This window comes from Acinetobacter sp. YH12043 (genome assembly GCF_013419915.1).
Classification (GTDB): Bacteria; Pseudomonadota; Gammaproteobacteria; order Pseudomonadales; family Moraxellaceae; genus Acinetobacter.
The window spans coordinates 105,360-130,516 of the sequence record NZ_VOZD01000001.1; the positions used below are offsets into that span (position 1 = coordinate 105,360).

General features: G+C 45.0%; 18 protein-coding genes. 7 read left to right on the forward strand and 11 right to left on the reverse strand.

The window, feature by feature from the left end; all coding sequences use genetic code 11:
- Positions 1-28: 28 nt before the first annotated feature.
- From FTU01_RS00520 to FTU01_RS00535, 4 genes are all read right to left on the reverse strand, one after another.
- Positions 29-1,648: an AarF/ABC1/UbiB kinase family protein gene (locus FTU01_RS00520; protein WP_159123429.1), complete on the reverse strand. Its 1,620-nt coding sequence runs from the start codon at positions 1,646-1,648 to the stop codon at positions 29-31.
- A gap of 12 nt (positions 1,649-1,660) precedes the next feature.
- On the reverse strand, positions 1,661-2,374 hold the full coding sequence (locus FTU01_RS00525) for an SCP2 domain-containing protein (protein WP_159123428.1): 714 nt from the start codon (positions 2,372-2,374) through the stop codon (positions 1,661-1,663).
- A gap of 14 nt (positions 2,375-2,388) precedes the next feature.
- Positions 2,389-3,333: a bifunctional demethylmenaquinone methyltransferase/2-methoxy-6-polyprenyl-1,4-benzoquinol methylase UbiE gene (gene ubiE, locus FTU01_RS00530; protein WP_005232491.1), complete on the reverse strand. Its 945-nt coding sequence runs from the start codon at positions 3,331-3,333 to the stop codon at positions 2,389-2,391.
- Positions 3,334-3,593: 260 nt separating this feature from the next.
- On the reverse strand, positions 3,594-4,298 hold the full coding sequence (locus FTU01_RS00535) for a hypothetical protein (RefSeq protein WP_104426682.1): 705 nt from the start codon (positions 4,296-4,298) through the stop codon (positions 3,594-3,596).
- Between the two features lie 206 nt (positions 4,299-4,504).
- On the opposite strand from FTU01_RS00535, the gene FTU01_RS00540 reads away from it, so the two are divergent.
- Positions 4,505-5,926 (forward strand): phosphate--AMP phosphotransferase, encoded by a 1,422-nt coding sequence (locus FTU01_RS00540; protein WP_159123427.1) that lies wholly within the window; start codon positions 4,505-4,507, stop codon positions 5,924-5,926.
- 48 nt (positions 5,927-5,974) lie between these two features.
- On the opposite strand, the gene FTU01_RS00545 is transcribed toward FTU01_RS00540, so the two are convergent.
- Positions 5,975-6,478 carry a hypothetical protein gene (locus tag FTU01_RS00545; RefSeq protein WP_159123426.1) on the reverse strand — a complete coding sequence of 168 codons (504 nt, stop codon included), beginning with the start codon at positions 6,476-6,478 and terminating at the stop codon, positions 5,975-5,977.
- A 181-nt stretch (positions 6,479-6,659) separates the two neighbouring features.
- Between FTU01_RS00545 and FTU01_RS00550 the strand changes: the two genes are divergently transcribed.
- From FTU01_RS00550 to FTU01_RS00575, 6 genes are all read left to right on the forward strand, one after another.
- On the forward strand, positions 6,660-10,373 hold the full coding sequence (locus FTU01_RS00550) for an exodeoxyribonuclease V subunit gamma (protein WP_180011861.1): 3,714 nt from the start codon (positions 6,660-6,662) through the stop codon (positions 10,371-10,373).
- Positions 10,370-14,491: a UvrD-helicase domain-containing protein gene (locus tag FTU01_RS00555; protein WP_180025246.1), complete on the forward strand. Its 4,122-nt coding sequence runs from the start codon at positions 10,370-10,372 to the stop codon at positions 14,489-14,491. The genes FTU01_RS00550 and FTU01_RS00555 overlap by 4 nt, the downstream gene beginning before the upstream one ends.
- A 71-nt stretch (positions 14,492-14,562) precedes the next feature.
- A complete protein-coding gene (gene recD, locus FTU01_RS00560; protein WP_373686354.1) occupies positions 14,563-16,335 on the forward strand; it encodes an exodeoxyribonuclease V subunit alpha in 1,773 nt (590 codons plus the stop codon).
- Positions 16,336-17,229: 894 nt separating this feature from the next.
- The gene (rpsO, locus tag FTU01_RS00565; RefSeq protein ID WP_004637724.1) at positions 17,230-17,499 is read left to right on the forward strand and encodes a 30S ribosomal protein S15; all 270 of its coding nucleotides are present in this window, start codon (positions 17,230-17,232) and stop codon (positions 17,497-17,499) included.
- Positions 17,500-17,748: 249 nt separating this feature from the next.
- A complete protein-coding gene (pnp, locus tag FTU01_RS00570) occupies positions 17,749-19,836 on the forward strand; it encodes a polyribonucleotide nucleotidyltransferase (RefSeq protein WP_171505581.1) in 2,088 nt (695 codons plus the stop codon).
- A 161-nt stretch (positions 19,837-19,997) separates the two neighbouring features.
- The gene (locus FTU01_RS00575; protein WP_016653396.1) at positions 19,998-20,867 is read left to right on the forward strand and encodes an IS982-like element ISAcsp2 family transposase; all 870 of its coding nucleotides are present in this window, start codon (positions 19,998-20,000) and stop codon (positions 20,865-20,867) included.
- 110 nt (positions 20,868-20,977) lie between these two features.
- Here the strand turns inward: FTU01_RS00575 and FTU01_RS00580 are convergent, their stop codons facing one another.
- From FTU01_RS00580 to hslO, 6 genes are all read right to left on the reverse strand, one after another.
- Positions 20,978-21,241, reverse strand: a complete 264-nt coding sequence (locus FTU01_RS00580; RefSeq protein ID WP_004781728.1) for a YdcH family protein — start codon at positions 21,239-21,241, stop codon at positions 20,978-20,980.
- A 93-nt stretch (positions 21,242-21,334) separates the two neighbouring features.
- Positions 21,335-21,664, reverse strand: coding sequence for a chaperone modulator CbpM (locus tag FTU01_RS00585; RefSeq protein ID WP_004781729.1), 330 nt, complete (start codon positions 21,662-21,664; stop codon positions 21,335-21,337).
- A 511-nt stretch (positions 21,665-22,175) separates the two neighbouring features.
- Positions 22,176-22,637, reverse strand: coding sequence for a DUF2147 domain-containing protein (locus FTU01_RS00590; protein WP_159123422.1), 462 nt, complete (start codon positions 22,635-22,637; stop codon positions 22,176-22,178).
- A 187-nt stretch (positions 22,638-22,824) separates the two neighbouring features.
- Positions 22,825-23,286 carry a DUF2147 domain-containing protein gene (locus FTU01_RS00595; protein ID WP_159123421.1) on the reverse strand — a complete coding sequence of 154 codons (462 nt, stop codon included), beginning with the start codon at positions 23,284-23,286 and terminating at the stop codon, positions 22,825-22,827.
- Between the two features lie 278 nt (positions 23,287-23,564).
- On the reverse strand, positions 23,565-24,014 hold the full coding sequence (locus FTU01_RS00600; protein ID WP_159123420.1) for a DUF2147 domain-containing protein: 450 nt from the start codon (positions 24,012-24,014) through the stop codon (positions 23,565-23,567).
- 217 nt (positions 24,015-24,231) lie between these two features.
- Positions 24,232-25,107 carry an Hsp33 family molecular chaperone HslO gene (gene hslO / locus FTU01_RS00605; protein ID WP_159123419.1) on the reverse strand — a complete coding sequence of 292 codons (876 nt, stop codon included), beginning with the start codon at positions 25,105-25,107 and terminating at the stop codon, positions 24,232-24,234.
- Positions 25,108-25,157 lie beyond the last annotated feature (50 nt).

The window sequence follows — 25,157 nt, forward strand, 5'->3', positions numbered from 1 at the left end:
GTCAGGTCTTTTAAGAAGGTTATTTCAGTTATTTTGCAATCCGCCAGACTGCGAGTACGCTTGCCAGTACGATCAAAATCACTGACACAAACCATGGTGAAATGATCGCAATTGAAAGCAGAATGGCCATGATGCTGCCAAAAATCCAGCTACGCTTTTGCTGATGTTCCATTTGCAGGCGCATGCTTTGCAATTCATTGAGCTGCTTGGCATGCCAGGCGGACTGGTTTTTCAGACCGTTCAGGCTGTCGATCATCAAGGTCGGTAAATCCTGCGCACCCAAAAGCAGATCCGGGATTTTTTGTCCGAGTTCCTTGATATTCTTTTGCGGATTCATCTGGGCTTTGACCCAATCGGTGAGGATCGGTTTAGCCAGACTCCAGATATCCAGCTCAGGATATAAGTCTGTTCCCAGACCTTCCACATGCACGAGTGTTTTCAATAGCAACATTAGCTGTGGCGGGATTTCCAGATGGAAACGACGGGCGATGTCCATGACCTGAATCAGAATCCCGGCAAAGTCCAGTTCATGCATTGGCTTGGAGACCATTGGACCCACGGTACGACGCATTTCGCGTGCTAGTGCGTCTTGATCAGTACCTGGTGGAATCCAGCCCGCCTGATGCACAATCTGAATCAGCTGCATGAAGTCACTGTTCATGACCGCCAGCAGCATACGTGCTACCGTCATCTGGTCATGCTTGGACAGCTCTCCCATAATTGCGCAGTCCAGCGCAATAAAGCGCGGATTGGCCGGATTGATGGTTTCGACAAAGACATTGCCTGGATGCATGTCCGCATGGAAGAAGTTGTCGCGGAAGACCTGGGTAAAGAAAATCGTCAGACCTTTACGTGCCAGATCCGCACGGTCCATACCCAGTTCATCAAAGGTGGCAATATCCGAAATCGGAACACCGGTAATCCGTTCTGCCACCAGCACGTCCTTACTGTCCATATAAACTTCAGGCACATACATCATGCTGGAGCCAGTGAAGTAATGACGCATACGGCGGGTATTGTCCGCTTCCAGCGTCAGGTCCAGTTCATTCAGAATGATCTGGCGATAGTCCTGAATAATTTCAGACAAATGCAGGGCACGCGCTGCCTCCAGACGCTTCTCCAGAAAATCACCCAGCCAGCTTAGAATTTCAAAATCCTGCAAGATCTGCTGTCGAATATTCGGACGGGTCACTTTGACGACCACTTCACGGCCATCATGCAGGGCTGCGGTATGCACCTGTGCAATCGAGGCGGCTGCCAGTGGCTGAACATCAAATCGGGCGAACAGGGTATTTACATCCGCTTTTAAGGATTCCTGAATACGCATCTTGGCGACATCATTATCAAAGGGTTTGACCTGATCCTGTAACAGAACCAGTTGTTGCAGCACTTCAGGTGGAATCAGGTCACGACGGGTCGAAAGTAACTGCCCCAACTTGATCGCCAGCGGTCCCATCTCTTCCAGGGCCAATTTCAGCTTGAGTGGATTCTTACGCTCACGGCTAGACCAGGCTGCCGGATGCATACGAATTAAAGATAAAATATGCCGGGCTTTCTCAGGAAGTTCTTCCGCAGGAAACAACGTGTCGAGTCTATAGTGCGCGGCGATGCGCCAAAGTTCGAGTAAACGTGAAACATGCGGAATCATAAAGCGGTGTACCTAGTATTGAGAAGGAATATGAGGTGTAGCAGGAGTAAAAGGCTGATCAGTGGAATCGTCAGATTCAATCTGAGCCTGAAGCTGACGGATTTTGGCTTCGACGCGATCTAAATTCTGGTTCAGGATACGAGTATCCTGATTCAGGTCATCCATTTGCCAGCGCGGGGCAAAAAGGCCACTATCTTCTTTCAGGGCATCTTTAGCGAAAAATAATTGGCTTTGCAAAGTGCGTTTTAAATGCTTCGGAGCCAGCTGCAACTTGCCAATTTCATGTGCCAGAGCAGGGCCAATCCAAGGACTCAAATGCGCCGCCAGATCAGGTTCTGCCTGCTGCATGATGCGCTGGATTTCTTGCAGAAGTTTATAGTCACCTTGCAATGGAATATTACCGACTTCATCAGCAAGCAGCAGTTTAAGCAGCTCTACGACATTATTCACCTGTAGCGTCGCCGTTGCTTCAGGAATTTGAGTACTATTGGCTTCATAAGGGCGCTGTTCAAAAATCGAAGATTCTTCAGTATGGCCGGTTGGCGTTGGCTCCAGACGAACCTTGCCTTCATCAAAGAAGACATCGACGGACAGCTGCGGTGAAGTAATGACCACCCGCAGCATTTTTCCAGCCAAAGCATTGAGCTGAATGCGGGTAATCGCATCCAGATCAATCATATGATGAATCAGGCGTTCAACAGCACCGAGTGCGAGAAGTGACCACATATCGGGTACGACCCTTAAAGCTTGAAGCCACGGTGAACGGCAACGATACCGCCGGTCAGATTGTGATAATCACAGTTCTGGAAGCCAGCATTTTCCATCATGCCTTTTAAAGTACGCTGGTCCGGATGCATACGGATTGATTCAGCCAGGTATTTATAGCTTTCTGAATCATTTGCCACGATTTTGCCCATGATTGGTAAAGCGGTGAATGAATACAGGTCATACAGTTTTGAGAATGGCTCAAAAACTGGTTTAGAGAATTCCAGAATCAGTAAACGACCACCTGGCTTAAGCACACGATACATCGCAGCCAGTGCAGCATCTTTATCGGTGACGTTACGCAGACCAAAAGAAATCGTTACCAGGTCAAAGCTGTTGTCGGCAAATGGCTCTAGAGTTTCTGCATTCGCCAGAACGAAATCAACATTGGTACAGCCGGCATCAATCAGACGATCACGGCCAACATTCAGCATGGATTCGTTAATATCAGACAGTACTACATGACCGGTAGGGCCCACTTCACGGCTAAATACTTTGGCCAGGTCGCCTGTACCGCCAGCAATATCCAGCACATGCTGGCCACGGCGCACGCCTGACATATTAATCGCAAAACGTTTCCACAGACGGTGAATGCCGAATGACATCAGGTCATTCATGATATCGTATTTGCTGGCCACCGAATGGAATACTTCAGCCACTTTCTGGGCTTTTTCGTCACTGCTCACAGTCTTGTAGCCGAAGTGCGTGGTTGGACCGACGTTACCGGTATTGGCACCGCGTGGCAGGTTATATTTAGGGACAGTTCCAGTCACAGGCGTATCGGTCAGGCGTTGTTCTAGAGATTGTTGCTGACCTTGTGGAGCGCCTTGCGGAAGCGGAGTGGTTAAGAATGGGCTCACTTTGTCTGTCTGTTGTGCCGACTCGGGTGTAGGGGTAGGCGTTTGATTTTCATTCGACATTGGAGTCACTCCTAACATATCAATCGGGTTAATCTTGCATTGCCTGCATAATGACAGATTCTTGGATGTTATTCAGCAATCATGATGCAATTGTTATGAATAATATACAGAAAAATAGGAATATGGGCGGAAATCTTCACTGCCAGTGATCGAATAATTCATATGATTTATCACTGGCGATGGCCTGCCCTAAAAACCTGAAAATATCAGGATCAGGCAGGACTGCAAGCCTTCCTCATCATGGATGGGAAAGGAATCTATTATTGGAATGGTGTTGGATCGCCTGAATGCACCTTATCAATAATGCCACGTTCAATCGCAGTAAAGTCATGCACGAATTTTTCTGCCGACTTTAACGGTTTCATGGCCTGGAAACCGTCCTGCATAAACTCATACATCACCTGAAAATGATATTTATTGGCTGCGCCTTTACACATCTTGAAGGCGGTATAAACCACAAAGGAACGCATATATTTATCCAGGCTGACACCCAGCTGATCCAGCAATGCCAGCTGTTTCAAGCGCGCCTCACCCTGATCCAGTTTCAGATAGGTCACACGCATCATTTCATCGGTCAATGGTGCGTTGGCAGGATAATCCTCTAAAAGCTGGATTGCGACCTGTTCATCCAGCTGTACCGCCAGAATCGCCAGTTCGACACCTGAGGTTCCGGTTTTCAGGGCATTTTCCGGAATCATTTTTTCTGCCTTGTGCGCATATTTCATCAGTCGGGCAATCTGTTCGGCCAGTGCGTCAAAGTCTGGGCCGCCATAGAGCCGATTCAGGAAATATTCGGCCATCAGCTGGTTGTTTTTTTCAGAAAAATGCTGATGATGGCTACGCTGCATCCGTGCCTTTTGCCATGCCTGCACATCCTGTAAACGGCTTAAAATTTCAGGCTGAGTGTGATACTTCAGCTGATAATACTGTTCTAAGAGTTCATCTAATCGGGCAAGTTTGGACATGTATTTTCAAATATGATTTTTCGATCTCAGAATCTTAGAGGGTGTGGCGCAATCTCGCTATGACAAATTGATCAATGATTCCTTATTTGAATGTCAATTTGCTGTTTAAACAGACAATCTAATCGTGTGAAAAACGTTGCTAACGCTATTTTTGCGTTCAGACTCCTCGCTATACTGCCCACAAGAATAAAAGATGAGGGATCTCCATGCGTACAGAAGAACAAAGTTTCCAGTTAATGGATGAAGACCAGTTATCCCTTGCGCTGATCAATGCCCAGTATGATCTGAGAAAAACCCAGGGACAGAAAAATGGCAAAAGCCTGATTGTTCTGGTCAATGGAATCGAGCTGGCAGGTAAGGGCGAAGCAGTCAAACAGTTACGTGAATGGGTAGATCCTCGTTATTTGCAGGTGAAGGCCGATCAGCCGCAAGTATTAGGAGAAAAACAGACCTTCTGGCAACCCTATACACGGTTTATTCCTGCCCAAGGCCAGATCATGGTCTTGTTTGGTAACTGGTACAGCGATCTGCTCAGAACCACCATGCAGACTGGTGCCATTGATGATGCCCAGTTTGATGCCTATCTGGAAGATATGCGTGTCTTTGAGCAGGATCTAAAAAATAACTATGTTGATGTGGTCAAGGTCTGGTTCGACTTACCTTGGAAAACGCTACAAAAACGCCTGGATCAGATGGATCCGAGTGAAATGCAATGGCACAAACTGCATGGGCTGGACTGGCGCGACAAAAAAAAGTACGACACCATGCAACGTTTGCGAGAGCGGTTTACTAAAGACGACGACTGGCTGATCATTGACGGGGAAGATGAAAAACAGCGTGACCAGCAGTTTGCACAGTATATTTTGCAGGCGCTAAAACATTGTCCCAATCATCCGGTTCGGGCCAAAGGACGATGGAAACAGGCCAAAATTCCAGAATTATTGCAGCATCCTTCGCAAGAACTTGCCAAGACAGAGGACTATAAAGCGGAACTGAAAAAACTGTCTCCTCAGGTGGCCAAGGCGCTGCGCTCAGACCCACGTAATGTGATTTTGCTGTTTGAAGGGATGGATGCAGCAGGCAAGGGCGGAGCAATCAAGCGGATTGTGAAAAAGCTGGATCCACGTGAATATGAAATCCAGACCATCGGGGCGCCGGAAAAATATGAACTGAATCGACCTTATTTATGGCGTTTCTGGAACAAGCTGCAAACTGATGATGATATCTGTATTTTTGACCGTTCCTGGTATGGTCGGGTGCTGGTAGAACGGGTAGAGGGCTTTGCCAGTCCGGCAGAATGGCAACGGGCCTATGATGAAATTAACCGTTTTGAGCAGAGTCTGATTAACCATCAAACCGTAATTATTAAATTCTGGCTGGCGATTTCCCAGGAAGAGCAGGCGGCCCGTTTCAAGGCGCGTGAAGATACCCCACATAAGCGCTTTAAAATCACCGATGAGGACTGGCGTAACCGGGAACGTTGGGATGATTATTTAAAAGCGGCCGCCGACATGTTTGAACGTACGTCGACAGAACAGGCACCATGGCACATTATCGCCACTGATGATAAAAACACCGCTCGGGTCGAAATTTTAAAAACAATTTTAAAGCAGCTTCAGGCAGATTAATCTGCCTGAGTTTTGAAAAGTTTGGGGATAAAAAATGGGGCGGGAAATTTATTTGCCTTGAGCAATCTGTTTTTGCTGAATATTTTTTGCTGTGCGATAGCAATCTTCCACATGCGCTTCAGCAATTTTTTTCATGACAAAATAACCGAGGCTCGCGGCTACCAGTTGACCACCGAGTGGAATGAATTTTGTGACTTGCTTTGTGATCACTTTCGCTGCAACATTGTTCAAAGATTTTTTGACTGCTGTACGTGCTACCACCAGACCGGAAAACTCGATTCCGCGTTTACGCAGTTCATTCCAGTGCACCTGTTTGGTTGCAGGATCAAACACACTGATCTGTTCAGGGGCTAGACCAAAGCGGGCATTGATCTCCGGAATCAGTTGCGACAGAATGCCGACATCAATGACCACGTCCAGAAATGGCACCGGAATCACAGCTGCTCCGGCAGAATAATAGGCACGTTTTTTGGTTAGCTCTAAGCACTCGTTGCGAATTCTGTCTAAATCTAAACTTGGATCGATACGATCCGGAATTTTGTCTAATTTCATGGGCATTACCTAAAGCTAGATGTTGTTTTTTTCTGTTCAAACATCAATAAGATGCTTTTTTTCAAAGAACTTTTTTGACTGAAGTATGAGTTTTAAAAAGTGACATAGACAGTTCGGTAAGTATAGTAAATAATCTTTATCATTTTGTAGTACTGCTCCATCTCATTTTTCAGGGGAAACGATGGCAATTCATGTTATTCAGAGTCAACGCATTGATGTGCTTTTGGATAGTATGCTGCGTATCGTCAACCAGAGCGCAAAAAATCCCTTGGCCGTGTTACAGCCACGGCATTTTATTGTACCGTCTCCTGCAGTCGAGGCCTGGCTCACCCAGAAAATTGCCGAGAAAAAGGGCATCAGTGCCAATACCCAGTTTCATCACCGGATCCGTGCCTTTCAGTGGACTTCCTATCAGTGGGTGCTGAATAATCCCAAAGAAGTCGAACAGGTTCGTGAAGCCAATATTCCCCGAATTATTATTAAATGGCGGGTATTTCAGGCATTACGTAAATGCATTTTGCCTGAGCAGATTCCATTAGAGATCGATCATCCACTGTATTCGATTATCAAACGGATTTATGACAGCGCAGATCGTCTGGAACAAGGCATAGAGAAGCAGCTGAAAAAACAAAGCATGCTGTACTGGGTATCCGAACAGGTCTCGCGCCTGTTTAGCCATTATATGGATTACCGTGGTTATTGCGCGCGGAATTGCCCACCACAGGAATGTCGTTGTCCCACTAACTGGCTGGCGTCCTGGGGGCAGGATATTGCGCTCGATGTTGAGCAGATGATCTATATTCCTAAAGATGAAAATGGCCATGAAATTCCGGTGGCAGACTTCGTCAAGATTCAGGCACGCGAACTGGAAGCCTGGCAGCGCTGGTTGTGGCAGCATGTCTTTCAGGATGATTATGCCAAGATTCTGGACATCGAACAGATGTACTGGGAACGTCTGGAAAATGAAGATACTCAGGTACAGGCTTTAAAACGTTTGCCAGAACAGGTCGTGGTCTTTACCTTGCTAGAATTGCCACCGAGTCAGCTGGATTTCTTGCGCCGTCTCGGTCAATACATCGATATTTATATTTTCCACTTTAACCCGTCACAGGAATACTGGGCCGATAGTGTCGATCCAGACTGGAAAGCACGTTATGACCTTGGCGTGCAGGAACGTTTCATCAAGAAATTTGAAAAATCTCAGGGACGTTTGCCGACTGATACCGAAATCCAGCATTTCTTTGCAGCCTTTCAGTTGAACTTTAATGCCGAAGACCGGGAATCGCGTCATCCCTTGCTGACCCGCTTTGGCAAGCAGGCACGTGATCATTTCTCGTTATTGTCCAAACTGTCTTCAGGTGAAGAAGGTCTCTGGGCCGATGCTTTCGTGGATGAATATCAGGATAAGTTACTGGCCAAAATCCAGTCGGATATTTTGTACCTGCTGGAACCGGAAAAACACCAGTATCCGCTCAAACCCGACGATGATTCGGTACAGATTCATGTCTGTCATTCCTCACTGCGCCAGCTGGAAGTCTTAAAAGAACAGATGATTCACTGGCTGGCCCAAGGCACGGAAGATGCCCCACGTCAGCCGAGTGATATTCTGGTGCTGGCCCCGAACCTGAAAGAGCTGGAACCAGCGATCCGGAGTGTCTTTGCACCACCACCGCGAGAACGGGAAGGCCATAGCCAGCGTCTGCAAAAAGATAATCTGTATTTACCGATTCAGATTGCCGGGGTGTCACGACTCGATGTCAGTAATGCCTGGCGCGCGGTACTGGGCCGGATTCAGCTGGTGCATCGACGTTTCAGTATCGAAGATTTTGCCGACTGGCTCAGTCTGAATGCGACCCAGCAACTATATGCGCTGGACTACGCGCAAGTTGAGCGCATGTTGCAGTTACTGGGCGAAGCGGGCTTTAAACGCGGTCTGGATCAGCAGCATTTACAGCAAAGCCTGACTGCCGGTGATGAAGACTACCGCTTCAGTTTTAAGTTTGCGCTGGATCGGCTGGCACTCGGGCTTGCAGTTCCGGAACATGCCCTGTTTCAGGATACCTTAAGCTATGCTCGGGTCTTGAGTAGTGATTTTCCTCTCATTTCGACTCTGATCCAGATTTATCAGGATCTGGTACAGCGCCGTGACTGGCTGATTTTGCATGAACAGGGACAACGTACCCCGGTAAAAACTTGGCTGGAATATCTGCGTGAAGACTTGAATGAGTTCCGTGAAGCCGGGGTTGAGTCCTTAAAGACGGTCGCAGAAATCATTGACAAGCAGATGCGGATGCTGACGTTGGCCGATTACCATGATCAGGATGATCCGCAGGCCAGCCAGGAGCTGGTCGCCTTAAGCCTTCCTTTGCCTTATGTACTGGAAGAAATTCAGAATACACTGGAGATGCAGCTGGATCAGGCCGAGCCGACCGGACAGATTACCTTTAGTCAAATCGGCCAGATCCGTCCGTTGCCATATAAACTGGTGGTGATGCTGAATCTAGATACCGGTAAATTTCCGAGCCGGAATCAGCAGGTGCCATTTGACCTGATGAACAGTCTGAAGCCGCAACTAGGGGATCGTTCCCGTCTGGATGATGACCAAGGTGCTTTTCTGGATGCATTGCTATTGGCGCAGGACAATTTATGGCTGTTCTATAATGGCTTTGATGTTGATGATGGTGAAGCGCGTGATCCATCCACTTCATTGCAGGAACTGATCCAGCATATTGCCTTGATTTGCCAGTCAGACCAGCCCGATGCTGAAGTCGATGAAACGGTTGAGATGAATGGTTTGAGCGTGGCCAAGCATATCCGTCAGCTCTATCATGTGCATCCACTACAGCCGTTCGATCCGATCGGTTACGTCGAATCTCATACTCCACGTTATCAGACCCAGTGGTTTGCTGTAGCAGAATATATTCGCAGTGCAGAGGGCAAGCGCAGCAGCTGGATCAATGCCCATTATCCGGCCTTGATGCAGAAAGAAATCCGGGTGCTGAAAGGGGATGAGTGGATTCGTGACATGATTTTCCCAGCACGTCTATTCCTGAAAAGTATCGGTGTTTCCAGTGTGAGATATGCCGATCTGCCAAGTTCACGAGAACCCTTATTGCTGAATAAACTGGAACAGTATCAGGTCCGTGATTTCCTATTACAACAGGATCAAGAGATTGAGCCACAGCTGATGTTGGACCGCTTACCGGTCGGAAAAACTCAGGAAGCGACCTGGCTCAGCAGTCAGCAGGAACAGCAATCGCTAAAAGAACGTTTATTGCAGCTGAATAAAGAGCTGACACCTGTAACGCAGCAAACCTGGCAATATAACCCTGAACTGCTGATTCATATTACCTTGCCACAAGTGCCACACAGCAGTTACTGGCTCAGCATGCAGTCATCTTCGGCCTCAGAAAAACGTCGGGCACAGGTCTGGCTGGAATATTTGCTCTGGCTGGCCTATCTGAACAATGATGAACTGTCTCCACAGCTGGAACGGATTGTCATTTTCAGTAATAAAACCCTGAAATTCTCCGGACTGCGTTCTAGTCAGGCACGTCATCATTTACAGGCTTGGTTGAAAGCTTGGGAAGTGGGACAGACCCAGCCGCTGGTATTGCCTGCCGAATTGCTGATGAAAAAGGCCTGGGAATGGACCGAAAATGAACAGGGACAGATCACCATTGCCGAGATGCAGGAACTGCTAAAAGCCTGGAACAACAGCTATGAAAGTGCCAAGCCTTTGGCCAGCGATGAATCCAGCCAGTTGCATCAGGACTGGCAGTTTATTTTGCAGGATCAGGACCCGGATCTGGCCTTGCAACGCTGTTGCCATGACTTTGCCCATGCGCTATATGCGCCGATTCATGAACATCTGGAATGGATAAAAGAACAATGACCATGTTACCGAACCAGAGCAGTAAAAAGATTTCAACCAATCCGATTCAGGACATGCGCTTTAGCGGCCTGCACTGGATTGAAGCTTCGGCGGGGACGGGTAAGACCTATACCTTATCCAGTTTGATGGTGCGGATTTTTCTGGATCAGTATTATCCGCATCAGGTGATTGCCACAACCTTTACCCGTAAAGCCACAGCTGAACTGAAAAACCGGGTACGTCTCAGAGTCGAGGAAACGCTAGCCTTCATTCAGCGTCATCAGGAGCTGAATTCGGTCGAAATCACCGCCAAAATCCAGACTGAATCGGATCCACTATTTCAGCAGGTGTTGAAAGATTATGGCTCACGCATGGACTATGCCCGGCGCCGTTTACGTCTGGTACTGAACCAGCTAGATGAGCTGTTTGTCGGGACACTGGACAGCTTTAGCCAGAAATTATTACGTGAATTTGCCTTTGAAAGCGGCAAGATTGAACGGGCCGAACTGACTGAAGATCAGGACCTATATATCCAGCAGCTGATTCATGATGTGCTACGAGAATGGATCCAGCAGCAGCCGCAGTATATGGTCAATCATCTATATCTGCAAAACCTGTTGAAACCAGTAGAACACTATACTGGACTAGTTCGTGATGCTCTAAATTTCCGTGTGCAATACTTTCAGAAGGTAGAAAAAGTCGAATGGGATCTAGCTGAACTAGAGCACTGCATTCAGCGCCTGTTCGATGTACATGAACATGAAATTGAGATCATTCGGGAGTATTGCCAGAATTCTCCCAAGTATTTTCATAAGAGTTTTTTCACCAGATTAAGTGATGTCTGTGAAAACTTTATGACCTGGATGGCGGCACTGAAAACCAAAGGTGTGATGAGCTTTTTTGATCCAGAACTGCATGCGATCTTATTGAATCTGTGTTATTTGCGCCGCAAGAAAACCGATTTTCAGCCGACGACACAAGTGTTTAACAAAAGCTGTCCGGAAGCAGAGCAGCAGAAGATTCTGCAACATAGCCTGATTCAGGCCATTGATGGATTGTGCGAATTCAAAGAAAAGATGGATGCACAGCTGAAGCAGCTGACCACCTATCTGGAATATCATATTATTCGTAGTGTGCAGAACCGTCTGCCACAAACCCTGCAAAAACAGGGTGAAACCACATTTTCCCAACAAATCCGTACTCTGGCTGAAGCTTTACAGGGACAGCAAGGTCAGCGTTTTGCCCAGTTTGTACAGGCACGTTATCCACTCATTCTGGTCGATGAATTTCAGGATACCAATCAGGATCAGGATGATCTGCTGGCTAAAATCTGGCGTGATCCGAATCGGGTCAAAGCTGGCTGTATGATCATGGTGGGCGATCCGAAACAGGCGATTTACGGTTTCCGTGGCGGCGACATGCTGACCTATAACAAGGCGCGTGCCGATGTGCTGCAAAAGCAGGGCCGTGAATATACTCTGATCCAGAACCATCGCTCGGTAAAACCTCTGGTCGAGGTGGTGGACGCGTTGTTTCAACGCCAGATGGATTTTGGTGAACAGGTGCATTACACCCTGATTCAGGCGGGGAGCCGGCCACATCCGGATTTAATCGATAAAACGCTGAGCAATCCGCATCCACTGCGCTGGATTCAACTCGGTGAACAGGATGTTGAAGCGGATCAGGTGGTCTGGAAAATCCGCCAGTTATTGAATCAGTCTGAACAGCAGCAACTGTATTTCCAGCAGGGTGACAACGTTCAGCACTTAAAAGCGGATGATATTGCAGTTCTCAGTTTTGGCCATTATGCGCTGGAACAGGTCAAGCAGCGTCTGCAACGCATGGGGATTCCCTGTTATAAGGAATCTAAGCAGAGCGTCTTTGCCAGTCCGGTGGCTCAGGATGTTGCAGCTGTTCTGACCGCGATCATGGAGCCTTTTAACGAAGCCAAAGTCAAACGTGCTTTATTGACCCGTTTATTGGGCTTTAACCTGAAAAAGTTAATCGAACTGCAAGAGCAGAGCGAAGGTCTGAGCCGTTATATTGCAGACTTTGATGCTATCCGGGAAATGTGGTTTGAAAAAGGGTTTCTGACGGCCTGGAATTATGCCTTAAACCTGTTTCAGGTCTGGACCAATCTGGTTGCAAGCCAGAGCCTGGACAATGAACGGGTGGTGGTGAATTTACGTCACCTAACCGAGATCCTGTGTCAGCAAAGTGAATATTATCAGGGTGCTCAAAAGCTGTATCACTGGTATTTGCGTCAGTTGCAATCACCTTCAGGCAAGGATAACGAAAAAGAGCGAAAACTCTCTGGCGATCATGGGGTACAGCTCTTAACCATCCATGCTTCCAAAGGTCTGGAATTTAAAGTGGTGTTCCTGTTAGGTGCCGATGCACCTTTTGATGTGAATAAAGGAAATCTGAACTTTTCCCTGTCAGCCGCGGAAAATGTACTGGAACAATCCCGGGTGATTGCAGTTAATCATAAGGACTTGCATGAGCAGGCGATTTTGCAAAATGCGGCCCGTAATGCCGCAGAAAATCACCGGCTTTGGTATGTGGCACTGACCCGGGCCAGTCACCGGGTTTATGCCATGCTGCAAGATCAGAGCGGACAGGCGGATTCAGGCCTGGCATTCTGGCGTGGACAAGGTGAGGCGGCCTTTCAGCATGCCCTAAGTCTGCTGGAACAACCTCTGGCTTCTGAGCCGCCTAGAATTGTGGCAAAACAGACAGAAGCACCGTTACAGATGCAGGCTCATCCTTTACCGGAGCGACAGTTCTATCCGCGGACTAAAACCAGTTTTACTGCACTGTCACAGCATCTCCCGCATCAGGCAATATTGCAGGATGATCTGGTCATTGCTTCTGAACGTCCGGACAGTGCCGCAGATGAAATGAATCTGCTGGAACTGGAACAGCAGGTAGCCAGCCAACCACTGGACTGGATCAAGCTGAATTTTCCTAAAGGCACGGTGGCCGGAACCTTCCTGCACAGTATTTTTGAGCATATCGATTTTCAGGATCGCAGCTACTGGAATCTGGAAATCCGTCGTCGTTTTAAAAATACGGCGCCACAAATCTGGCAGGAACTGAAAGAGAAATTTCATCAGGCCTTTCATATTCGTCCATTGTTACAGCAGGCATTTACCCCGAGCTATCAGACGGCCTGTGTGAATTTACAGACCCTGTTCAGTCAGGTGGCCCGTCAAGGTCAAATGCAGCCGGAAAAATTGCAGCAGAGTATGCAAAAAGTACTCTCCAGCCTGAATTATAAAATCCTGACCGGAATTCGCCTGCATAATCAGAGTGAAGCTTATCGTCAGGAATGGCAGCAATTTTTCCGTTCAGCTCAAACATTCGATCACTCTGAATGGTTGAACTTCTTAGGGCAGTTTCAGCGCTATTTTACAGAACTGGATGATGAACCTTTTATCCAGTTTTTCGAACAGGAAATAGCGCAGATGACGCCTGCTGAGACAGCAGCGCAACTGGATGTAGAAGCCGTTTTTCAGCAGGCATTCGATCATTTCATTGATGAGATGACTGAGGATCTTCTACTCAATCGGGTTCATGACTGGCTCAAAGAAATTCTGGCTGCACCCCTACAGGAAGACTTCAGCCTGGAACAGTTGCAGCAAGGTGCGTATCTGTCCGAGTTTCCGTTTTATCTGTCTTTAACCGATGCACCGTTACAGATTCGTCAGATCCAGCAACTGTTTGCCGAGCATGATATTCTCATGCCTGATTTTAATGAGGCAAAATCGGCACGCTATCTGACCGGTTCTATCGATTTGGTTTATTTTGATGGCCAGCGTTATCATATTGCCGATTATAAAAGCAATTTTCTCGGGCCGGATCAGCAGCATTACACGGCCGAGGCCATCCAGCAGAATATGACCCACTCCAGTTACTGGCTGCAAGCGGCCTTATATCTGGTGGCATTGCATCGTTATCTAAGCGTGAACATGCAGGGATATGACATGCAGCAGCATCTGGGTGGGGCGACTTATCTGTATTTGCGCGGTATGAATGGTCAGGCTGAACAAGGCGCTTATCACTGGCAGCCTGGTCTGGAATTTATTCTGAAACTGGATGAAATTCTGGGCTATTTTGAGCAGAAAAAATCAGCATAATTTTGATGATTTATAAAATTTTAAGAGTTTAAACAGAAGATTATCCTGTGGATAACTTTGAGGATAACTGTGTGGAAAATGAGCAAATTCACGTGTCTCAGCAATCAGCCCATTTAATGGCCTGGATTGACTATTTATGTCAGCCACCATTTAGTTCGGCGACCTTTGATGCTGCCGCAAAATTGCTGATTCAGCAGCTCCTTGAAGCGATGCAGGAGGGCAATAGTTGTATTCCGGCTAGTGCCGAGCAAAAAGCTCTATTGCATCATTTGGTATTGGATCGTAGCCAGCAGGCTCAAGGCATTGCACCTTTTATTTTTGAAAACCAGCAGTTGTATTTATACCGCTACTGGCAGCTGGAGCAGGCAGTCGCTACAGAGATCGCCCGGATCAAGTCTCAAGCCATCATGCCGGTTGATTTAAATGAGCGTGATCGTAATCTCCTGACAGATCCACAGCAAAAGCAAGCGCTGGAAATGGTCGCCAAGCAGGGGCTGAATATTATTACCGGTGGACCAGGAACTGGTAAAACCTACACCTTGGCACATATGATTGCTGTACTGCATGAAGCCTTGCCTAATATCCGGATTGCGATGGCCGCTCCGACGGGTAAAGCTGCGCAGCGAATGCAAGAAGCCTTGCAAAAAGCTTTATATAGTGAAAAGTTACACGCTTTTGAGCTGGAGGCTTTAAAGCAGGTTCAACCCGTTACTTTGCACCGCTTACTGGGCTTGGGGCGGTTGGGACGCCCACGGTTTCATGCCAAGCAGCCTTTACCCTATGATGTGATCGTGGTTGATGAAGCATCCATGTTGGACTTAAGCCTGTCGCAGATGCTTCTTGCTGCAGTGCCAGATTCAGCCCGCTTAATTTTATTAGGCGATGCAGACCAGCTGGCCTCGGTGGATGTCGGCACTGTACTGGCAGATTTACAGCAGACTTCTGTTCTGGCAGATAATCGGGTCAATTTAATCACGACACGCCGTTTTGCTTCAGGCGCCCGGATTGGTGCGATGGCGCACTTTATCCAGCAGGAACATGTTCCAGCATCGGTTTTAAACCAGTTTGAACAGCAAGTGGTTGCTGCGAGTGAGCTGCAAGCAATTGCACTGGATCAGGTAGAGATTGACCAGTTGCAACTGCAATATCTGCCAGAAATAAACCCAACTACAGGTCTACAGTTAGACCCATATTATGATCAACTGATGTATGGCTATCAGGCTTATGCAGACGCGATCAAGCTGGCTCAGGATCAGGCTGATTTTGATCAATATGTGCAGCAGGCAATTCAGTACTTTGATGATTACCGGATTCTCACCGCAATCCGGCATGGTGATCTGGGCTTGAATAAAATCAATCAGCAGATTGAACAGCGTTTTCTGGCCAGTGTAGGCAAGTTAAAACAGGGCGACTGGTATACCGGTCGACCAGTGATGATGACTTATAACGATTATCAGCTGGGTCTGTCCAATGGTGATATTGGCATCTGTTTCTGGAGAGAACAAGAAGGACAGTCACAATTTGAAGTGTATTTCCCGAGCTTAGAAAAATGGGTGCTGGCGACCCGCTTACCGAAAAGTATCGAAACGGCATTTGCTTTGACGATTCATAAATCGCAAGGTTCAGAATTTACTCATACGGCTGTAGTACTCGATCAACAGGCCAAAAATTTGCTGAGTAAGGAACTGATTTATACAGCGATTACCCGGGCCAAAAAAGTTGTGAGCTTACTGGTAGATCGCGACGCGTTTACACAAGCGCTATGCGTCAGAACCACACGAAAGAGTGGCTTAAGCGAAAAAATACTTGAACAATGCAACAATCTATTGGCAAAAAATAAATAACTGTTGTAGGTAAATGCTTACATGGATTCAGGAAATTGGCGCATGGAGCTTTTACTCGGTTTTTGAGAAGATTGGTCACACAAAAGAACTCAACACGGAAAGTTGGGTATAAATCGCATAATAAGAACAAGAATGTCACCAGACAGCGAACTTACAGTGAAGTAAGTGAAAGAGGAAACTTACAGCCGCTAAGCCTTGTAGTTTTGGGAGAGACTACAAGGCTTTTTTATATCTGCCGTTAATGGAATTTTGCCGTAATCTTATAGTTCAATTAAGTTGGCAGAATAAGTAAATTTAAGTAAATAGTGTAATTAAAAGATATATAAGTGTAATATTTTGCAAATTTCGATGACAATTTTGTACGCAATGGCTTACAGCGAGTGAGGATAAATGCCTCTATGAGCATTTCGACAATATGGCAAAATCTACCACACAAGGAAGTTATTTTTAGTCAGGAAGATTTGAAAATAATAAAGCGTAAAACGCACTAAAAAAAACAATAAATAAAAAATGATAATAGAAGAAACTACAGCGCGAAAAAGCCCGAGTTTACTCGGGCTTTTTTTTATCATTTATTTCTAAGCGCGACCAGAAATATTTTAAATATAAAAAGATCAGTTAATTTCTGCAGTTATCTAAACAGCTATTCGTAAGCCAGATCAAGTCCAATTCCTGAAATCCGTTGTAAATTGAACCATATGGGATTTCTTCATATCAGTAAATAAGCAAAGACATCTGGCAGCTAAAACTATCAAAATTCATGATCTATTTTTGCAATCTGACGCAATTTCCCTTAAAATATGCAACTTGCTGTAGTGATGCACGGCAGTCAATGTATTGAATTCTCATTACTTTGATTTTTATCAAGATATATAAGCATCTCGGAGAAATCGAATGGCTTTAACAAACGCAGATCGCGCAGAGATCATTGCTAAATTTGCTCGCGCTGAAAACGACACTGGTTCACCAGAAGTTCAAGTAGCTCTTTTAACTGCTCAAATCAATGACTTACAAGGTCACTTCAAAGAGCACAAACACGACCATCATAGCCGTCGCGGTCTGATCCGTATGGTTAACCAACGTCGTAAGCTTCTTGACTACCTAAATGGTAAAGACCACGGTCGTTATGTTGCATTGATCGGTGCTTTAGGTTTACGTCGTTAATTCGATTTAAACTTTATTTTCGGGTTTATCGCATGCCTTATGCTTTATTGCTGAAAACTAAAGTCGGTTTAGCCTTTGGCTAGATCAGGGGAAGGGGCGAATGTTCGCTCCTTCTTTGTGTTTAAAAATAGTGTTTATTTCTGGTGAGGTCGGCTTCTAAGCTTTGTCATTTACCCGTCCATTTGGATGTGAATGCCAAACCTTAGGGGTCTCCACTAGAATAAAATCAGGAAAAAATAAAACATGTCGATGTTTAATATTGTTCGTAAAGAATTCCAATTTGGCCAACATCAGGTTGTCCTAGAAACAGGTCGTGTTGCGCGTCAGGCCAATACCGTATTGATTACTATGGGCGGCGTAACTGTATTAGTTGCTGTTGTTGCTCAACCAACTGCTAAAGCAGGTCAAGACTTTTTCCCACTGACTGTTAACTATCAAGAAAAACAATATGCAGCTGGCCGTATTCCTGGTGGTTACGGTAAACGTGAAGGCCGTGCATCTGAAGCTGAAACGCTGATTTCACGTCTGATCGACCGTCCAATCCGTCCATTGTTCCCAGAAGGTTACTATAACGAAATCCAGGTGACTGCGACTGTTGTATCTTCTGACAAGACTATGGAAGCTGACATTGCAGCAATGCTGGGTACTTCTGCAGCACTTGCGATTGCAGGTACACCATTCCGTGGTCCAATCGGTGCGGCACGTGTGGGTCTGATCAACGGTGAATACGTTCTAAACCCAAGCTTTGAACAATTGAAAGAAAGTGATCTTGATCTTGTCGTTGCAGGTACGGAATCTGCAGTACTGATGGTTGAATCAGAAGCGAAAGAACTTTCAGAAGACCAAATGCTGGGTGCAGTATTGTTCGGTCATGATGAAATGCAAATCGCGATCCAAGCAATCAAAGAATTCGCGACCGCAGCTGGTGCGAAAGAATCAACTTGGGTGGCTCCTGAGAAAAACGAAGACCTTCGTGCAAAACTGAAAGAAGCATTCGAAGCGAAAATCTCTGAAGCATATACCATTGCGGTGAAACAAGACCGTTATGCAGCACTTGATGCACTTCAAGCAGAAGCGCTCGCTCAGTTCGTTCCAGAAGGTGACGAAACTGGTCTTGCTGATGACGTAAACGAATTATTTGAAGATCTTAAATACCGTACCGTACGTGACAACATCTTGTCTGGTAAACCGCGTATTGACGGTCGTGATACTAAAACTGTTCGTGCCCTTGATGTACAGGTTGGCGTATTAGACCGTGCTCACGGTTCTGCATTATTCACACGTGGTGAAACTCAGGCATTGGTAACTACTACTCTGGGTAATACTCGTGATGCGTTGATGGTAGATACCTTGGCTGGTACTAAAACTGACAACTTCATGCTTCACTACAACTTCCCTGCATATTCTGTAGGTGAAACAGGTCGTGAGTCTGGTCCTAAACGTCGTGAAATCGGTCATGGCCGTCTGGCTCGTCGTGGTGTTCAAGCCGTGCTTCCAGCAGCTGACCGCTTCCCGTACGTAATCCGTATCGTATCTGACATCACTGAATCTAATGGTTCATCTTCAATGGCATCTGTATGTGGTGCTTCTCTATCATTGATGGATGCCGGTGTTCCACTTAAAGCACCAGTTGCGGGTATTGCAATGGGTCTAGTGAAAGAGGGCGAACGTTTCGCAGTACTTTCTGACATCCTGGGTGACGAAGACCATCTTGGTGATATGGACTTTAAAGTAGCGGGTTCTGCTAACGGTATTACTGCACTACAAATGGACATCAAGATCGAAGGTATTACTGAAGAGATCATGGAAGTTGCATTGAACCAGGCTTATGCAGGTCGTATGCACATTCTGAACGCAATGAATCAAGTGATTTCACGTGCTCGTCCAGAAATTTCTATGCACGCGCCGACTTTCCAAGTGATCAACATCAACCCTGACAAGATCCGTGACGTGATTGGTAAAGGTGGTGCGACTATCCGTCAAATCACTGAAGAAACTAAAGCTGCGATTGACATCGAAGATAACGGTACAGTACGCGTATTTGGTGAAACTAAAGCTGCTGCACAGGCTGCGATTGCAAAAATCCAGGCACTGACTGCTGAAGTTGAGCCAGGCACAATCTACACAGGTAAAGTGATTCGTATCGTTGAATTCGGTGCATTCGTGAACATCCTGCCAGGTACTGACGGTCTGCTTCATATTTCTCAAATCTCTAACGAACGTATTGCCAACGTGGCTGACGTATTGAAAGAAGGTCAGGAAGTGAAAGTACAAGTTGCTGACGTTGACAACCGTGGTCGTATTAAATTGACCATGAAAGACATCGAACAAGCATAATTCGATTACTTTTAAGTCTGAAAAAGCCTGCATCATGCGGGCTTTTTTATTTGGACAGATTCTTTATTTAACCCGAATCGCGGATAAGAAATTGACTTGAAAAATAAGAGGACTAGAGCCATCAGTTGAGTTACCACACCAAACTCACAACTCTAGTCCTGATGTTCAATAGTACCGAATTATTCTGCGTAATTGATGATTTTTTTCTTAAATTTGAATCAACTTATTGGGAGTTTCTCAAACAAAACTGTGGTTCCTTAAGAATCAGAACTGCTCAACTCACAATTTCAGAAATCTGCTTTATTGCCATTTGGTACAAATGCTCTCATTTCAATAATTTCAAAGCCTTTTTCACCTGGTTAAAAGAAGATAAAAGCCATTTATTTAAGTACTTGCCTTGCTATCAAAGGATGATTCATCTGATCAATATGCACCAATTGGCCCTACACGCTTTACATGTGGCGCTGATGAAAGACCAAGCTACACAATATTTATGGATTGATTCAACAACTCTGCCAGTTTGTAAAAATCAACGTATTCAACGCCATAAATCATTAGTCCAAATTGCGTCACGTGGTAGAAGCTCAATGGGCTGGTTTTATGGCTGTAAATTACATATTGCGATGAATCAATTTGGTGAAATTGCCTGTTCTGCTTTATCGAATGGACATGTTGCTGACATAAAAATGGTTGAGCAATTGGTTGCTGGTATAGAAGCAAAACTTTACGGGGATCGAGGTTACATCAGCCAAGAATTAAAAATCAGATTGAAAGATCAAGGTATTGATTTAATTACTTATCATCGAAAGAATATGCAGGCTATTCAACTCTGTGCATCAGATGAATATCACCTAAGACAACGCAATAAGATAGAAACATTATTTAGTTTATTGAAGGGGCAATACAATTTAGTGACGAGTAAAGCACGTAGTCTTCATGGATTTCTGAGTGGAATTTACGCCTCACTATGTGCATATCAATTAACCCATCAAAATAAGCCAACAATTCAAATTAAGGAATCATCGGCTTAAGCAGGATCCGGGTTATTTAAGAACCGAAATCATTTAATAATCACATTGTAGATAAAACGGATGATTAAACCTTATATTGAAACATTCTTGGTTGAGAAAGCTGTTCTCATTTAGGTAAGCGGATCGGCTTCAGAGTTTTTCAGCATGCGATAAATTTCGTCTTTCAGTTTTAGTTTTTTGCGTTTAATCGCATCGATATCATCATTGATATGATTGACTGGATCGAGTTCAAGCTGGCTAATCTGTTTGTCCAATTCACTATGTTCCTCAAACAGTCGGGCAAAGTACGGATTTTCCTCACGTAATTGCACAATTAAATCACGGTATTCTGGGAACATATATTTGATCTTTTTATTGCAGTCTTTGGTTTTCATAGGGATATTTATCACTCAAAAAATAAAAGAAAAAAGCAAAATATGCCCTAGTCCGCATTGATCTAACTCAAGCAGACCGGACATTAAAACGCATTACTTGAAATGCAGATGTTTCACCTCACGACGTAATTCCTGCACTTCATCAATGAGATCCAGCATCATGGCAACGGCACTAAAGGAAGCATCAAAATCACGCTGCAAACGGTAAGCCCGTTGTGCTCGAGTAATATCTTCCCCGAGGAAGGTACCAGGATGCGTTTTAGAACGGTTCGGCAAAATTCCATGTTCAATGAGTTGCATCACCCATTCCGGACTTTGGCCACATGCTTCAGAAAAGTGGAACAAATCAAAGGTACGATCATCCATGATTTCAGAGGGGATATAACCGTTGGAAAAGTTTTCTCTATATTGAATTGTAGTCATAGCTCTACTCCTTAAACAGCCAGGCTTGAGACATTCAGAAAGGAAGGTCGTCCTGAAGTAGGGGAATGCCATAATATTTTATGGCCGCTGCGCTGTGCCCTAACGGTATGGGATGCTAGTTGAACCAGCATCCTGCCTAGAAGAGGAACTCCTATCCTATGGAAATCCTGCTTGAACCTGAACAGCTCAGTCTGAGCAGGGAAACAAAGATCTAGGCGGGCATCTGTTTTTATAGTTTTATCTGTCATTTGCAAACCATCCGCTGTTTGCAACACACATTTACCCATGCCTATGAATTGAGGAATACATGTCGCATGAATACTCCGTTTCAGAGTCCTTAGCAGATTGAATTGCAGCTGAAGATAGATCATTGTGTGAATAAAAAATAACCGTCTTCAATTCATTATTATGAGTTTGCGCTAAGGGAAACAGTTTTTATTTGTACTTAATTGTTTCAAATCATAACCATTAAAAAAGCCCCTGAAACAGGGGCATGGAAAACTGACAAAAATTAGTATTTTACCCAGGTAACACTGCGTCCGATAACCGAAACGCCTACATAACCACGCAGGGTCAGGCGTTTGCCATTGGCGCTTAAACGTGCTTTACCTTTGTAAACTTTACCGCTGATTGGATCAAGTATCTTGCCATCATGGAATTCGCGAGGTTTTTTGGGGTCTGCCTTAAAATCCCAGATAAATGGCAAGCCAATAAATGGTTTATTCTTAAGCTGTCCTGGACATTTGCTACAGATTCCCAGTTTTTCTGCACCTGGCAGGCTACGGGTTTCTACGATAATTCCCTCATAGCTGCCATCTGGTTTTTTACGGATTTCGACATCAGCACGAGAATAACCGGATTGATCATCGATAGTCTTCCATTTCCCCAGTAGTGGATCTTCAGAAGCAAAGCTTAAACCTGCTGCTGTTGCCAATGTGATCCCCATCATTAAGCGACTTAAAATTTTCTTCATAACATGCCTGTTGATCAATGATTATTCGTATTAGATTTATTACTCTAATTTATTCATAAAATGTAACGAAATCAATAGCACAAAATGTGATGAGATTGGCATAAAACTAATGAATTCATGTGAATTATCACATGACCTAAAATAAAAAAGCTCCTAAGGAGCTTTTATTAATACTCTGAATTCGAAACTAGTTTTTAATCCAGGTCATATTGCGTCCGACCGGTGCACCTTCAGCACGACTATGAATGGCAAGATGCCTGCCATTATTTTTCAGGCGGGCACGAGCCTGATAAAGCTGACCAGAAACCGGGTCGAGCAGAGTGCCGTTAATAAATTCATTGCTATGCTCGGGATGACTACTCAGTCCCTTAAGCATCGTCAGTCCAATGAGCGGCTGATCCTTCAATGCGCCTTTGCATAGGGTGCAAGTCTGCTGTCGAGCTGCCCCTGGAATCTCACGAACATGCACAATTTTGGCAATATAGTGATTCTGAGCATCCTTACTAATCACCACATCTGCCAGGGAATAACCAGTACGGTCATCAATGGTTTTCCAGTGGCCAAGTAATGGGTCACTGTTGGCGAAAGCAGATAGACTGATGGTGCTTGCTGCTGTAAGAATGATAGAACAAAGCAGTTTGAATCTCATTGCCACATTACCCCATGCTATTGAAAATATATTTAACTTCTTAAAGGCATAAAAAAATTATGGGATTAATATAGCGTGAAAAATACACTAAATACCAGTCAATAATCACATTAAATTAAGAAAAATGAATATGAGTTAAAAATTACGTTCATTCAGCATGATGAGAATGAGTAAGTATTTACGTGATAAGGAATGGGATAAAGATAATGATTTTAAGCTGTCCAAGCCTTTGATCTGGCCAGACAGCTTACAGATGAGAATTTATAAAAACATGAGATTTACTCGACTTTCACCCAAGACACTGTACGTCCGAGCATGGGTGTACCTACATAGCCACGAAGCGTTAGCACATTGCCTCGGGAATTCAGCGTTGCCTTACTTTTATAGATATTGCCGGTTAGTGGATCGAGAATTGAACCATTAACGAATTCATTTTTCTTTTCTGGATTTGGTTTTAGACCTGATAAGACAGATAGACCCAGAATAGGTACGTCTTTCAGTGCCCCCTTACATTTAGAGCAATGGGTATGTGCAGGACGATTTGGAATGGCATGGATACGAACGACTTTCCCCTGATAAGTACCATCATTGAGTTTACTGATTTCAACATCAGCACGTGCATAGCCTGTTTTGTCATCAATGGCTTTCCATGTCCCCGTGATTTCGGCTGCATAGCTGAAGCTCTGCACAGCACATAACATCACACCCATTAAATATCGAAATTTCATTTAAAATCTTCCACTTATTTTTTTTGATTTTTTTACTTTGAAAATACCGTTGATCTTCTGATTCTATCGGTGTGCAAATTTTAATCATGAGGCAAGCTTGAAATTAAGTACATTTGTCTTTTTTTTATGAGGAATTTTGGTCAATATTTTATGAAAATATAAAATGAAAAAAGCACTCGATATTGAGTGCTTTTTTTGAGTCGAGCAGGGGCGGTTATTAACTGAGGTGTTCACCAAACAGGCTCAAAGCTTCTTCAGCCGTAAAAATATAACGGCTATTACAGAACTGACAGTCCATCTCAATTGGATTCTGGAATTCTAAAGTTTCACGAACCGATTCTACACCAATCTGCTGTAAGGCAATCGCACAACGTTCTTTAGAACAGGTACAGCCAAACTGCAAATGTTCTACTTCTGGTAAGCGCACTTCTTCTTCGTTATATAAACGATAGAGAATTTCATTGGCATCCAGAGTGACCAGTTCTTCTGTTTTTAATGTTTCAGTCAGCATGGTCAGACGTGGCCATAAGTCTTCATCGACTCGGCGTTGTTCTTCTTCACTGTTACGCGGTAGCAGTTGAATCAGTAAACCGCCTGCACGATTGTTATCACTGGCCAGCACGATACGTGTCGGAATCTGGGCAGACAGGTCATAATATTGCATTAGACAGCCAGCCAGATTTTCCTGATCAAGCGGAACAATACCCTGATAACGCTCACCAAATTCAGGCTCGATATTGATAAACAGCACTGGATTAGTCAGTGATTTTAAAACTGTGCTGCTATCTTCTGCTGCCTGAAAGTGTGGATCTTCTTCGTAATCCGCCAGTGCCCGTACTTCACCGCGATGGTTACATTCAGCCATTGCCCATTTAAATGTGCCTGAAGCCTGAATTTGTAGGCTGATACGCCCTTTAATTTTCAGGGTGCTGGCCAATAGTGCAGTGGCGCTCAGCATTTCACCTAACAGGATTTTTACTGCAGGCGCATAGTCACGCTGGGCCAAAATTGTTTGTAAAGCTTCTTCAAGATGCACCACTTCACCACGAACAGGGCTATCTTCAATAAAAAAGCGTTGGCGTAAATCAGACATAAAATTCTCCATAACCCTGCTTTAATGGTGGCATTATTGTAAAACACAAG

Coding starts and splice junctions, on each gene's coding strand:
- FTU01_RS00525 (WP_159123428.1), bottom strand. CDS start 2,374: ATGTGGTCACTTCTCGCACTCGGTGCTGTTGAACGCCTGATTCATCAT.
- FTU01_RS00585 (WP_004781729.1), bottom strand. CDS start 21,664: ATGACTACAATTCAATATAGAGAAAACTTTTCCAACGGTTATATCCCC.
- FTU01_RS00540 (WP_159123427.1), top strand. CDS start 4,505: ATGCGTACAGAAGAACAAAGTTTCCAGTTAATGGATGAAGACCAGTTA.
- pnp (WP_171505581.1), top strand. CDS start 17,749: ATGTTTAATATTGTTCGTAAAGAATTCCAATTTGGCCAACATCAGGTT.
- FTU01_RS00520 (WP_159123429.1), bottom strand. CDS start 1,648: ATGATTCCGCATGTTTCACGTTTACTCGAACTTTGGCGCATCGCCGCG.
- FTU01_RS00575 (WP_016653396.1), top strand. CDS start 19,998: ATGTTCAATAGTACCGAATTATTCTGCGTAATTGATGATTTTTTTCTT.
- FTU01_RS00590 (WP_159123422.1), bottom strand. CDS start 22,637: ATGAAGAAAATTTTAAGTCGCTTAATGATGGGGATCACATTGGCAACA.
- rpsO (WP_004637724.1), top strand. CDS start 17,230: ATGGCTTTAACAAACGCAGATCGCGCAGAGATCATTGCTAAATTTGCT.
- hslO (WP_159123419.1), bottom strand. CDS start 25,107: ATGTCTGATTTACGCCAACGCTTTTTTATTGAAGATAGCCCTGTTCGT.
- FTU01_RS00600 (WP_159123420.1), bottom strand. CDS start 24,014: ATGAAATTTCGATATTTAATGGGTGTGATGTTATGTGCTGTGCAGAGC.
- FTU01_RS00595 (WP_159123421.1), bottom strand. CDS start 23,286: ATGAGATTCAAACTGCTTTGTTCTATCATTCTTACAGCAGCAAGCACC.
- ubiE (WP_005232491.1), bottom strand. CDS start 3,333: ATGTCGAATGAAAATCAAACGCCTACCCCTACACCCGAGTCGGCACAA.
- FTU01_RS00550 (WP_180011861.1), top strand. CDS start 6,660: ATGGCAATTCATGTTATTCAGAGTCAACGCATTGATGTGCTTTTGGAT.
- FTU01_RS00555 (WP_180025246.1), top strand. CDS start 10,370: ATGACCATGTTACCGAACCAGAGCAGTAAAAAGATTTCAACCAATCCG.
- FTU01_RS00580 (WP_004781728.1), bottom strand. CDS start 21,241: ATGAAAACCAAAGACTGCAATAAAAAGATCAAATATATGTTCCCAGAA.
- FTU01_RS00535 (WP_104426682.1), bottom strand. CDS start 4,298: ATGTCCAAACTTGCCCGATTAGATGAACTCTTAGAACAGTATTATCAG.
- FTU01_RS00545 (WP_159123426.1), bottom strand. CDS start 6,478: ATGAAATTAGACAAAATTCCGGATCGTATCGATCCAAGTTTAGATTTA.